Genomic DNA, 10763 nt, shown 5'->3' with positions numbered 1-10763 from the left:
GATGAAACGCAGTCTGTTCAGCATCGAATATTTATCACCGAAGCGCCCTCGTGGCGCTTCGCTACCGTGAGATAGCCGTCCTCCATGTTTGGTTCCAACGACGACAAGAAGACCCCAGCTGCGGCTGGCGAGAAAAAAGGCCTGTTCGGATGGCTGCGCAAGAAGCCGCAGGAAACCGTCGTTGAACAGCCACAAGTGCTGCCTGAGCCTGACGCCGAGGCCGTGGCCGAAGAACCGCCGCCCATCGTCCTGCCGCTGGTCGAGCCGGTGCTGCAACCGGTCGAGCCTGAAGTCGCTGCCGAGCCAGCGGTCGAGCAGCCGCTGACCCCGCCCGCCGAGCACACGCCCTGGCTGACCTTGCCGGTGGCGGAAGAGCCGGTCGCGCTGGTCGAGGACGCACAGGTACCCCATGTCACGCCACCCATTCCGGCTCCGACACACGTTGTCGAGGCGCCAGTCGTCGAACCGGTCATTGAGCCGCCGGTCGCTGCCGTTGCGCCTGTGATTGCGCAAACGGCACTCGAGCCAGTACCTGCGCTGCTGGAGACGATTGCTCCCGCCGAGCCCGTACGTACCACCGAGGAAAGCAAGGTCGGTTTCTTCGCCCGCCTCAAGCAAGGCCTGTCCAAGACCAGCGCCAGCATTGGCGAAGGCATGGCCAGCCTGTTCCTGGGCAAGAAAGTCATCGATGACGAATTGCTCGAAGACATCGAAACCCGCCTGCTGACCGCCGATGTCGGCGTCGAGGCCACCTCGGTGATCATCCGGAGCCTGACCCAGAAGGTCGCGCGCAAGCAGCTGACCGATGCTGACGCGCTGTACAAGTCCCTGCAAGGCGAGTTGACAAGCCTGCTCAAGCCGGTGGAACAGCCACTGGTGATCACCTCGCAGAACAAGCCGTTCGTGATCCTGGTGGTGGGCGTCAACGGCGCTGGCAAGACCACCACCATCGGCAAGCTGGCGAAGAAGCTGCAGCTTGACGGCAAGAAAGTCATGCTGGCCGCCGGTGATACCTTCCGCGCCGCTGCCGTCGAACAACTGCAAGTGTGGGGCGAACGCAACAAGATTCCGGTGATCGCCCAGCACACTGGCGCCGACTCCGCGTCGGTGATCTTCGACGCCGTGCAGGCCGCCAAGGCCCGTGGCATCGACGTGCTGATCGCTGACACGGCCGGTCGCCTGCACACCAAAGACAACCTGATGGAAGAGCTGAAGAAGGTTCGTCGGGTGATCGGCAAGCTCGATGCCGACGCACCCCACGAAGTGCTGTTGGTGCTGGACGCCGGTACCGGCCAGAACGCCATCAACCAGGCCAAGCAGTTCAACCAGACCGTCGAACTGACCGGGCTGGCCCTGACCAAGCTCGATGGCACTGCCAAGGGCGGGGTGATTTTCGCCCTGGCCAAGCAATTCGGCCTGCCCATTCGCTACATCGGCGTGGGTGAAGGCATCGACGATTTGCGCACCTTTGAAGCCGAGCCCTTTGTCCAGGCACTGTTTGCCGAGCGGGAGCACTCATGATTCGTTTCGAACAGGTCGGTAAACGCTATCCGAACGGTCACGTCGGCTTGCATGAGCTGAGCTTTCGGGTCCGTCGGGGCGAGTTTCTGTTTGTCACCGGCCATTCCGGCGCCGGTAAAAGTACCTTGCTGCGCCTGCTGCTGGCGATGGAGCGGCCCTCCACCGGCAAACTGCTGCTGGCCGGCCAGGACCTGAGCACCATCAGCAATGCCCAGATCCCTTACCTGCGGCGGCAGATCGGCGTGGTGTTCCAGAATCACCAGTTGCTGTTCGATCGCACCGTGTTCAACAACGTGGCGTTGCCGTTGCAGATCCTTGGCCTGTCCAAGGCCGAGATCGTCAAGCGTGTGGATTCGGCCCTGGAGCGTGTGGCCCTGTCGGACAAGACCGACCTGTACCCCGGCGACCTGTCCACCGGCCAGCAACAGCGCGTCGGCATCGCCCGCGCCATCGTCCACCGCCCGGCCTTGCTGCTGGCGGACGAACCCACCGGTAACCTCGACCCGCGCCTGGCGGCGGAAATCATGGGCGTGTTCGAAGACATCAACCGCCTGGGTACCAGCGTGTTGATCGCCAGTCACGACCTGGCGCTGATCGCGCGCATGCGTCACCGCATGCTCACGTTGCAGCGCGGTCGATTGATTGGTGACGGGGAGGCCGGCGTATGAGTGCGACTCGCAGCCCGAAAGTGGCCGAACGGGTGGCCCCGAAAGCCTCCGACCCACAGCCGCAAAAGAAAAAGCGCGACGATGACGATGGTCCGGACTTCGCCACGCTGTTGCGCGCCTGGATCGAAAGCCATCGCGCCAGCCTGTTGGACAGCCTGCGGCGCCTGGGCAAACAACCCATCGGCAGTTTCTTTACCTGCATGGTGATGGCGGTGGCCCTGAGTTTGCCCATGGGCCTGTCATTATTGCTAAGTAATGTGGAGCGTCTGGGTGGCTCCTGGCAGCGTGCGGCGCAGATTTCCCTGTACCTGCAATTGGAGGCGACCCCGGGCGAAGGCCAGGCGTTGAGCGAGCAGATCAAAGCCATGCCAGGTGTGGCCGATGCCGAATACATCAGCCGCGAACAGGCGCTGGAAGAGTTCCAGCAGCAGTCCGGCCTGGGCGAAGCCCTCAAGGAACTGCCGGAAAACCCGCTGCCAGGCGTGGTGCTGGTGACGCCGAATGAAGTCGACAAGCCGACCCTTGAAGCATTAAGACAAAGACTTTCCGAATTGCCGAAGGTACAACAGGCACAACTTGATCTAGTCTGGGTCGAGCGTCTGGCAGCGATACTCAAGCTCGGTGACCGGTTTGTCTTCGGCCTGACGGTGCTTCTGGTGTCTGCATTACTTTTGGTGATAGGCAATACCATTCGTCTTCATATTGAAAACCGCCGCACCGAGATAGAAGTGATTAAACTCGTTGGCGGCACGGACAGTTATGTACGCAGGCCCTTCCTTTATATGGGGGCGCTGTATGGCTTCGGTGCCGGGGTTCTGTCTTGGGGTGTGTTGGCGTTTGGCCTGGATTGGCTGAACGACGCGGTCGTGGGACTGGCCGGTTTGTACGGCAGTGATTTTGCGCTGGCCGGCGTGCCAGCCGCCGACGGTCTGTCGCTCTTGCTTGGTGCGGTGCTGTTGGGTTATATCGGTGCCTGGATTGCGGTAGCACGCCACTTGCGTGAGCTTGCGCCAAAATAGGGTTTTTTGCGCGTATTGACCTTTCGTTTTTTGTGGGAACTTGTCCTGCGGTTCCCGGTCAATTTTCGCAGTGCTGAACTGCACGAGTTATGTGAGTCGGAGGTTTTTTCGTATGACCACTTCTTTGCAACCTGCTTATGCTCTGGTCCCGGGTGCGAACCTGGAGGCCTATGTGCACACGGTGAACAGCATTCCATTGCTGACGCCCGAGCAGGAGCGTGAACTGGCCGAGAGTCTCTATTATGAGCAGGATCTTGAGGCGGCTCGGCAGATGGTGCTCGCCCACCTGCGTTTTGTCGTACATATCGCCCGCAGCTATTCCGGCTACGGGCTGGCCCAGGCCGACCTGATCCAGGAAGGCAACGTGGGCCTGATGAAGGCGGTCAAGCGTTTCAACCCGGAAATGGGTGTACGCCTGGTGTCGTTTGCCGTGCACTGGATCAAGGCGGAAATCCACGAGTTCATCCTGCGCAACTGGCGCATCGTGAAAGTCGCGACCACCAAGGCCCAGCGCAAGCTGTTCTTCAACCTGCGCAGCCAGAAGAAACGCCTGGCCTGGCTGAACAACGAAGAAGTTCATCGCGTGGCTGAAAGCCTGGGCGTAGAGCCTCGGGAAGTGCGCGAGATGGAAAGTCGCCTGACCGGCCATGACATGGCCTTCGACCCGGCCGCGGAAGCGGACGACGACAGCGCTTTCCAATCGCCGGCCAACTACCTGGAAGACCACCGGTACGACCCGGCGCGTCAACTGGAAGACGCCGACTGGAGCGACAACTCCAACACCAACCTGCACGAAGCCCTGGAAGTGCTGGACGAACGCAGCCGCGACATCCTCTACCAGCGTTGGCTGGCTGAGGAAAAAGCCACGCTGCATGACCTGGCGCAGAAGTACAACGTGTCGGCCGAGCGGATTCGCCAGCTTGAGAAGAGCGCGATGAACAAGCTCAAGGTGTCGATTGCGGCTTGACCTGCGGCAACAGCAATAAAAACGCCCCGATCAGTGATGATCGGGGCGTTTTTGTTTGTGTGGGCAAAACCTCTGTGGGAGCGGGCTTGCTCGCGAATGCGGTGTGTCAGTCCATATCAATGTGTCTGACGCACCGCTTTCGCGAGCAAGCCCGCTCCCACAAGGGGTCCTAAGTGCCTGGGCTACTGCGCCCAGGGCGCTCGCCGCGAACGATCGAGCTCCAGCAGGTAGCTGTCACCCCCCAACTGGCTCATCTGCTGGCGAATCCAACTCGCCCGCCGTAGCACGTAAGGGCTCGGCCGACTGGCATTCCATACCCGTGGGTTGGGCAATACCGCCGCCAGCACACTTGCCTGCTGCCGGGACAAGGCGTCGGCGCTGACGCGAAAGTGATGGCGTGCCGCGGCTTCAGCCCCGAACACACCGTCATCCCACTCGACGCTGTTGAGGTACACCTCGAGGATCCGCTGCTTGGGCCAGAGCACTTCGATCAGGGCGGTGAACCAGGCCTCCAGCCCTTTGCGCAACCAGCTGCGGCCCGACCACAGGAACAGGTTCTTGGACACTTGCTGGCTGAGGGTACTGGCGCCGCGAATCGAACCGCCGCGCCCATTGTGGGCAAACGCGGCCTGGATCGCGCCGATGTCGAAGCCCCAGTGCTCGGGGAATTTCTGGTCTTCGCCAGCGATCACCGCGACCTTGAGGCTGTCGGAGATCTTGTCCCAAGGCTGCCAGGTGCGTTGCAGGTCGATCGGTTCGCCGCCGAACCAGGATTCGACCTTGCGCTCGATCATCAGCGCCGTGAACGGCGGCGGCACCACGCGAAACAGCAGCACCAGTACAACGCTGCCGACGGCGAACCAGAGCAGGGCTTTAACGAATCGTCGAAACAATGAACGCAGCATAGAGATGGCTTGGCCGAACCCGTCGAGCGGGCCATTATACAGACCCTGTCCACCGAGTCTGATTGGAGTTCTCATGCTGCGTAGCTTTCTGATGCTGGCTGCTTTTTTCGGCTTTACGGGCGTGGCACTGGGGGCGTTTGCCGCCCACGGCCTGAAAAATCGCTTGAGCGCCGATTACCTGGCGATTTTCCACACCGGCGTCACCTATCAACTGGTGCACGCCCTGGCGTTATTCGGCGTTGCGCTGCTGGCCACGCACATTCCCGGTCGCATCGTCACCTGGGCCGGGATTTCGTTTGTCATCGGCATCCTGCTGTTCTCCGGCAGCCTGTACCTGCTGACCCTTACGGGCATCAGCAAGCTGGGCATCATCACACCGTTTGGCGGCGTGGCGTTCCTGATCGGCTGGCTCTGCCTGGGCCTCGCGGCGTGGCGCTTGCAGCTTGCCGCTTGAAGCTCGCCGCTTATAGCTGACCAAGGGACTTGGGTCACCCTGACTGATCGGGCTAGAATGCCAGCCCCTAAAAATGATGGCGGCTTCCGGCATGCGCATTCAGTTGAACGGCGACCCCCTTGACCTGCCCGACGGTGAAACCGTTGCGGCCCTGCTGACCCGTCTGGAACTCACCGGACGCCGTGTGGCGGTGGAACTCAATCTGGATATCGTCCCGCGCAGCCAGCACGCCGAAACCACGCTGAACGATGGTGATAATGTCGAAGTGGTCCACGCCATCGGCGGCGGCTAAATACCCAGCGGCTTCACAGCATTTCGCAAGAACCTCACCCCAACAGAGGATTTCCCATGAGCATCGTTCGTAGCGACAAGCCCTTCGTCCTGGCCGGTCGTACCTACCAGTCGCGCTTGCTGGTAGGCACCGGCAAATACCGCGACATGGAAGAAACCCGCCTGGCCATTGAGGCCTCGGGCGCCGAAATCGTGACCGTCGCCGTGCGCCGGACCAACATCGGCCAGAACCCGGGGGAACCGAACCTGCTGGATATCCTGCCGCCGGATCGCTACACCATCCTGCCGAACACTGCCGGCTGCTTCGACGCCATCGAGGCTGTGCGCACCTGCCGCCTGGCCCGTGAACTGCTCGACGGCCACAACCTGGTGAAGCTGGAAGTGCTGGCGGACCAGAAAACCCTGTTCCCCAACGTGATCGAAACCCTCAAGGCCGCTGAAACCCTGGTCAAGGAAGGTTTCGACGTGATGGTGTACACCAGCGATGACCCGATCATCGCCCGTCAGTTGGCGGAAATCGGCTGCATCGCGGTCATGCCGCTGGCCGGCTTGATCGGCACGGGCCTGGGGATCTGCAACCCGTACAACCTGCAGATCATCCTGGAAGAAGCCAAGATCCCGGTGCTGGTGGATGCCGGTGTCGGTACCGCCTCCGACGCGACCATCGCCATGGAACTGGGGTGCGAAGCGGTGTTGATGAACTCCGCCATCGCCCACGCCCAGCAACCGATCCTGATGGCCGAAGCGATGAAACACGCGATTGTCGCCGGGCGCCTGGCGTACCTTGCCGGCCGCATGCCGAAAAAACTCTACGCCAGCGCCTCCTCGCCGCTGGATGGTCTGATCAAGTAAGAGCCATTGATGACTGAATCGAACGACACGCCTGTCCTGCCGGAAGAGGGCGAAGAGCGCCAACACCGCCGCATCAAGAGTTTCGTGATGCGCGCCGGGCGCATGACCGAAGGCCAGCAACGTGGTCTGGACCAGGGCTCACCGCTGTTTGTCCTGCCCCTGGCCGATGCGCCGGTGGACTTTGACCAAGTGTTCGGCCGTTCGGCCCCGCGCTCGCTGGAAATCGGCTTCGGCATGGGCCACTCGCTGCTGGAAATGGCCGCCGCAGCGCCGGAACAGGATTTCATCGGTGTGGAAGTGCACCGTCCTGGCGTCGGTGCGCTGCTCAACGGCGTGCTGACCCAAGGGCTGACCAACCTGCGGGTCTACGATTGCGACGCTATCGAAGTGCTCAACCGCTGCGTGGCTGACAACAGCCTTGATCGGCTGATGCTGTTCTTCCCGGACCCGTGGCACAAAAGCCGTCACCACAAGCGCCGTATCGTCCAGGCGTCGTTCGCTGAACTGGTGCGCAGCAAGTTGAAGGTCGGCGGTGTGCTGCACATGGCCACCGACTGGGAACCCTATGCCGAATACATGCTGGAAGTGATGAACGTGGCGCCCGGTTATCGCAACCTGGCCGAAGACGGCAAGTGCGTGCCACGCCCGACCGAACGGCCGATCACCAAGTTCGAACGCCGTGGCGAACGGCTGGGGCATGGGGTTTGGGATTTGAAGTTCGAGAAGTTGGCGTAAACATCAGTCGGTAAAAACTGTGGGAGCGAGCTTGCTCGCGATGAGGGCATGACATCCAACATCAATGTTGACTGTTATACCGCCATCGCGAGCAAGCCCGCTCCCACATTTGTTTTCTGGCGTGCTCTGGATCAGCGACGATCCGCCACCACGCCAATCAACACCAGCACCACCAACAGCACCGGTGCCAGGCTGTAGTTGTTGAACTGGCTCAGCCCCCTGATGACCCACGGTGTGGCGTAGATCAGTGCCACACCGCTGCCGATCATGCACAGCAGGGCGATCAACGGGACGCGCAAGGCGCCGGCGATGCTGCCCAGGCGTTGCTCGACCCAGCCCTTGATGTCGGCACCAAACAGCACCAGCAGGCAGCCCACCAAGGCCAGGGAGATTTCCGACAGGTTGCTGCGGCTCCAGCGGGACACGGTGGCGAGCAGGTCGAGTACCAGATCCATTCGATTTCCTTGTTTGGGTGATTAGCTCAAAAATGTCTGTAGCAAGTCATTGAGAAACAGCTGTCCACGCTCGGTGGCCGCCAGACGTGTCGGTTCGACCTGCAACAACCCGCTTTGTTCGGCCTCGCGTCGGCCTTCGGCCAGGCTTTGCAGGGACAGGCCGGTGCGCTCCGGGTACAACCGCGCATCAACGCCTTCGGTCAGGCGCAGGGCATTCATCAGGAACTCGAAGGGCAACTCTTCGTTGGTCAGGATTTTCTCGCCGGCGAGGAAGCGTTTGGCCGGGTTGAGGTAGTCCTTGGGCAGGCGGGTCTTCCAGGTGCGCACGATGCGCCCGTCCGGATGGCTGAGCTTGCCGTGGGCGCCGGCGCCGATGCCGATGAAGTCGCCGAAACTCCAATAATTGAGGTTATGCCGCGCCGCCCGGCCGGGTTGGGCGTAGGCCGAGACTTCGTATTGGGCGTAGCCGTGCTCGGCCAGCAGCGCTTGCCCGGCTTCCTGGATGTCCCACAGCGTGTCGTCTTCTGGCAAGGTCGGCGGCTGGTTCCAGAACACCGTGTTCGGCTCCAGCGTCAGTTGGTACCAGGACAGGTGGGTCGGCTTCAAGGCGATGGCCTGGCGCAGGTCGCCCAGGGCATCGTCGAGGGACTGGTCGGGCAGGCCATGCATCAGGTCCAGGTTGAAGTTATCGAACCCGGCCTGACGGGCCATGCCGGCGGCGCGTACCGCCTCGTCGCCGTTGTGGATCCGCCCCAGGGCCTCGAGCTTGGCCTGCTGGAAGCTCTGGATGCCGATGGACAGGCGATTGATGCCCAGCGCCCGGTACGCGACGAACTTCTCTTGCTCGAAAGTGCCGGGGTTGGCTTCCAGGGTGATTTCAATGTCATGGGCGAAGGGTATCCGCGCCTCGACCCCCTTGAGCAGGCGGCCCAAAGCTTGGGCACTGAACAGGCTTGGTGTACCGCCGCCGAAGAAGATCGAGCTCAATTCGCGGCCATGAACCCCGTGCAGGTCCTGGTCGAGATCGGCCAGCAAAGCGTCGACGTATTCCTCTTCCGGCAGCTGCGGGCTGGCGGTGTGGGAGTTGAAATCGCAATAAGGGCATTTGCGTACACACCACGGGATGTGGATGTACAACGCCAGGGGCGGCAGCATCGGCAGCGGCGCCCGAGGGGTTTGTGCACCACCATGGATCAGGGGTGCGGGGACGTCGTCGGTCATTGCAGGCCCAGGCGTTGACGCAGCAAGACCATGGCGCGGGCGCGGTGGCTCAGTTGGTTTTTTTCCACCGGGCCCAGTTCAGCGCTGGAGCAGTTGCGCTCCGGCACCCAGAACAGCGGGTCGTAGCCGAAACCGTGCTCGCCACTGGCCTCGGTGAGAATGCGCCCGTGCCACAAGCCTTCGCACAGGATCGGCAACGGATCATCGGCATGCCGGACCAGGGCCAGCACGCAAACGAACTGCGCGCCACGCTCGGCTTCCGGCACGTCCTTGAGCGCTTCCAGCAGCTTGGCATTGTTCGCCGCGTCACCTTGGCCGTCGGCGTAACGGGCCGAGTAGATGCCCGGCGCGCCGCCGAGAAAGTCCACCGCCAACCCGGAATCGTCGGCCAACGCCGGCAGGCCCGAGATGCGTGCGGCATTGCGGGCCTTGAGGATAGCGTTCTCGACGAACGACAGGCCGGTTTCTTCAGGTTCCACCTGGCTGAACTCGCCAATCGAGCGCAATTGCACCGATCCACCAAGCATGGCCTGGAGTTCCTTGAGCTTGCCGGCGTTGTGGCTGGCCAGTACGAGTTGGGTGAGGTTCATCATTGGCCCGGGAACAGTTCCTGGTTGAAGTTGAGGGTGTTGATCTTGTCGCCGGTCTGCACCTTGATTTCAAAGGTGCGGGTTTCCTGTTGGTCGACCGGGTATTGGGCGATGTAGTAAATCGCGCCCTGCTCGGTGATCTGGCGGAACGTCAGGGGGATGGTCTTGCTGGTCAGGTCCTTGACCGAGCCGCTGACCTGGGCCATCAATGGCTTGCCATCCCTGAGTACCGAAACGTTGATCACGCCTTGGTTCTTGCTGCGAATCAGCTCGGCAGCCTTGGCGATATCCGGCGTCAGGAAGGTGGAGTTGAACGTGTTGTAGTGCACGGTGACGTCACCGAACACTTCCTTGCGCTCGCCCTTGATGACATCGGCGGCCATGGCGCCAACGCTCAGGCAAGCGGTGATGAGAAACAACGCTAGACGTTTCATGTCGTGCTCCTGGGTACGGCCGGGGCTTACACCGCGACCTGATGATCGGCAAGGCCTGGGCTGCTGACCCGATAGATGCCTATTTCACCTAATAGATTAGGCCATAGCTTGCTGGCCCACCCGTGGCGGTGCTGCTGGTCCACGGCCAGGCGATCGAGGACCTTGGCTTCACGTTCACGGCACAGCGCTTCGAAATCCTCGAAGGTGCAGAAGTGGATGTTTGGCGTGTTGTACCAGGTGTAGGGCAGGAAATCCGACACTGGCATGCGGCCCTTGCTCGCCAGGTACCAGCGGCAACGCCAATGCCCGAAGTTGGGGAAGGTGATGATGCACTGGCGCCCGACCCGCAGCATTTCGTCGAGGATCTTGTCCGGATAGTGCACCGCTTGCAGCGCCTGGGTCATGACCACGATGTCGAAACTGTTGCTGGCGAAGTTGCCCAGACCCTTGTCCAGGTCCTGCTCGATCACGTTGATGCCCTTGGCCACGCACTCGGCAATGTTGTCCGGGTCGTTTTCCAGGCCGTAGCCGGTCACTTGCTTGTTGTCCCGCAGCCAGGTCAGCAGTTCGCCGTTGCCGCAGCCCAGGTCGAGCACGCGGCTGCCGGCGGGGATCCATTCCTGGATGATGTCCAGATCGGCTCTCATGGCG

At 61.7% G+C, this 10763-nt stretch carries 14 protein-coding genes; 8 read left to right on the top strand and 6 right to left on the bottom strand.

Annotated features, from left to right (window positions below; genetic code table 11):
- The first annotated feature begins 84 nt into the window (after positions 1 to 84).
- From ftsY to rpoH, 4 genes are all read left to right on the top strand, one after another.
- Complete coding sequence (ftsY, locus tag CD58_RS26995) at positions 85 to 1521, top strand: signal recognition particle-docking protein FtsY (protein ID WP_025215983.1); 1437 nt, start codon at positions 85 to 87, stop codon at positions 1519 to 1521.
- Complete coding sequence (gene ftsE / locus CD58_RS26990) at positions 1518 to 2189, top strand: cell division ATP-binding protein FtsE (protein ID WP_025215982.1); 672 nt, start codon at positions 1518 to 1520, stop codon at positions 2187 to 2189. The genes ftsY and ftsE overlap by 4 nt, the downstream gene beginning before the upstream one ends.
- Positions 2186 to 3208: a permease-like cell division protein FtsX gene (gene ftsX, locus CD58_RS26985; protein ID WP_025215981.1), complete on the top strand. Its 1023-nt coding sequence runs from the start codon at positions 2186 to 2188 to the stop codon at positions 3206 to 3208. The genes ftsE and ftsX overlap by 4 nt, the downstream gene beginning before the upstream one ends.
- A gap of 112 nt (positions 3209 to 3320) precedes the next feature.
- On the top strand, positions 3321 to 4175 hold the full coding sequence (gene rpoH / locus CD58_RS26980; RefSeq protein ID WP_003177476.1) for an RNA polymerase sigma factor RpoH: 855 nt from the start codon (positions 3321 to 3323) through the stop codon (positions 4173 to 4175).
- A 182-nt stretch (positions 4176 to 4357) separates the two neighbouring features.
- Here the strand turns inward: rpoH and mtgA are convergent, their stop codons facing one another.
- Positions 4358 to 5080, bottom strand: a complete 723-nt coding sequence (mtgA, locus tag CD58_RS26975) for a monofunctional biosynthetic peptidoglycan transglycosylase (protein WP_025215980.1) — start codon at positions 5078 to 5080, stop codon at positions 4358 to 4360.
- 73 nt (positions 5081 to 5153) lie between these two features.
- On the opposite strand from mtgA, the gene CD58_RS26970 reads away from it, so the two are divergent.
- The 4 genes from CD58_RS26970 (at position 5154) to trmB (ending at position 7412) form a co-directional block, all read left to right on the top strand.
- Positions 5154 to 5534: a DUF423 domain-containing protein gene (locus tag CD58_RS26970; protein ID WP_025215979.1), complete on the top strand. Its 381-nt coding sequence runs from the start codon at positions 5154 to 5156 to the stop codon at positions 5532 to 5534.
- 91 nt (positions 5535 to 5625) lie between these two features.
- On the top strand, positions 5626 to 5826 hold the full coding sequence (gene thiS, locus CD58_RS26965) for a sulfur carrier protein ThiS (protein ID WP_162178158.1): 201 nt from the start codon (positions 5626 to 5628) through the stop codon (positions 5824 to 5826).
- A gap of 56 nt (positions 5827 to 5882) precedes the next feature.
- The gene (locus CD58_RS26960) at positions 5883 to 6677 is read left to right on the top strand and encodes a thiazole synthase (RefSeq protein ID WP_003177480.1); all 795 of its coding nucleotides are present in this window, start codon (positions 5883 to 5885) and stop codon (positions 6675 to 6677) included.
- Positions 6678 to 6686: 9 nt separating this feature from the next.
- The gene (gene trmB, locus CD58_RS26955; protein WP_025215977.1) at positions 6687 to 7412 is read left to right on the top strand and encodes a tRNA (guanosine(46)-N7)-methyltransferase TrmB; all 726 of its coding nucleotides are present in this window, start codon (positions 6687 to 6689) and stop codon (positions 7410 to 7412) included.
- Positions 7413 to 7543: 131 nt separating this feature from the next.
- On the opposite strand, the gene CD58_RS26950 is transcribed toward trmB, so the two are convergent.
- The 5 genes from CD58_RS26950 to metW form a co-directional block, all read right to left on the bottom strand.
- A complete protein-coding gene (locus tag CD58_RS26950) occupies positions 7544 to 7867 on the bottom strand; it encodes a DUF3392 domain-containing protein (protein WP_025215976.1) in 324 nt (107 codons plus the stop codon).
- Between the two features lie 21 nt (positions 7868 to 7888).
- A complete protein-coding gene (hemW, locus tag CD58_RS26945) occupies positions 7889 to 9022 on the bottom strand; it encodes a radical SAM family heme chaperone HemW (protein WP_235195336.1) in 1134 nt (377 codons plus the stop codon).
- A 62-nt stretch (positions 9023 to 9084) separates the two neighbouring features.
- Positions 9085 to 9681: an RdgB/HAM1 family non-canonical purine NTP pyrophosphatase gene (rdgB, locus tag CD58_RS26940; protein ID WP_025215974.1), complete on the bottom strand. Its 597-nt coding sequence runs from the start codon at positions 9679 to 9681 to the stop codon at positions 9085 to 9087.
- The gene (locus CD58_RS26935) at positions 9678 to 10112 is read right to left on the bottom strand and encodes a DUF4426 domain-containing protein (protein ID WP_025215973.1); all 435 of its coding nucleotides are present in this window, start codon (positions 10110 to 10112) and stop codon (positions 9678 to 9680) included. Before CD58_RS26935 ends, rdgB begins: the two co-directional genes overlap by 4 nt.
- Before the next feature lie 26 nt (positions 10113 to 10138).
- Positions 10139 to 10759 (bottom strand): methionine biosynthesis protein MetW, encoded by a 621-nt coding sequence (gene metW, locus CD58_RS26930; protein WP_025215972.1) that lies wholly within the window; start codon positions 10757 to 10759, stop codon positions 10139 to 10141.
- Positions 10760 to 10763 lie beyond the last annotated feature (4 nt).

Source organism: Pseudomonas brassicacearum (genome assembly GCF_000585995.1).
GTDB classification, from domain to species: Bacteria; Pseudomonadota; Gammaproteobacteria; order Pseudomonadales; family Pseudomonadaceae; genus Aquipseudomonas; species Aquipseudomonas brassicacearum_A.
This window is presented reverse-complemented; position numbering and strand designations above follow the sequence as displayed.

Bases quoted from the DNA above. Each gene is read 5' to 3' on its own strand.
- ftsY (WP_025215983.1), top strand. From the start codon at position 85: ATGTTTGGTTCCAACGACGACAAGAAGACCCCAGCTGCGGCTGGCGAG.
- ftsE (WP_025215982.1), top strand. From the start codon at position 1,518: ATGATTCGTTTCGAACAGGTCGGTAAACGCTATCCGAACGGTCACGTC.
- ftsX (WP_025215981.1), top strand. From the start codon at position 2,186: ATGAGTGCGACTCGCAGCCCGAAAGTGGCCGAACGGGTGGCCCCGAAA.
- rpoH (WP_003177476.1), top strand. From the start codon at position 3,321: ATGACCACTTCTTTGCAACCTGCTTATGCTCTGGTCCCGGGTGCGAAC.
- mtgA (WP_025215980.1), bottom strand. From the start codon at position 5,080: ATGCTGCGTTCATTGTTTCGACGATTCGTTAAAGCCCTGCTCTGGTTC.
- CD58_RS26970 (WP_025215979.1), top strand. From the start codon at position 5,154: ATGCTGCGTAGCTTTCTGATGCTGGCTGCTTTTTTCGGCTTTACGGGC.
- thiS (WP_162178158.1), top strand. From the start codon at position 5,626: ATGCGCATTCAGTTGAACGGCGACCCCCTTGACCTGCCCGACGGTGAA.
- CD58_RS26960 (WP_003177480.1), top strand. From the start codon at position 5,883: ATGAGCATCGTTCGTAGCGACAAGCCCTTCGTCCTGGCCGGTCGTACC.
- trmB (WP_025215977.1), top strand. From the start codon at position 6,687: ATGACTGAATCGAACGACACGCCTGTCCTGCCGGAAGAGGGCGAAGAG.
- CD58_RS26950 (WP_025215976.1), bottom strand. From the start codon at position 7,867: ATGGATCTGGTACTCGACCTGCTCGCCACCGTGTCCCGCTGGAGCCGC.
- hemW (WP_235195336.1), bottom strand. From the start codon at position 9,022: ATGCTGCCGCCCCTGGCGTTGTACATCCACATCCCGTGGTGTGTACGC.
- rdgB (WP_025215974.1), bottom strand. From the start codon at position 9,681: ATGATGAACCTCACCCAACTCGTACTGGCCAGCCACAACGCCGGCAAG.
- CD58_RS26935 (WP_025215973.1), bottom strand. From the start codon at position 10,112: ATGAAACGTCTAGCGTTGTTTCTCATCACCGCTTGCCTGAGCGTTGGC.
- metW (WP_025215972.1), bottom strand. From the start codon at position 10,759: ATGAGAGCCGATCTGGACATCATCCAGGAATGGATCCCCGCCGGCAGC.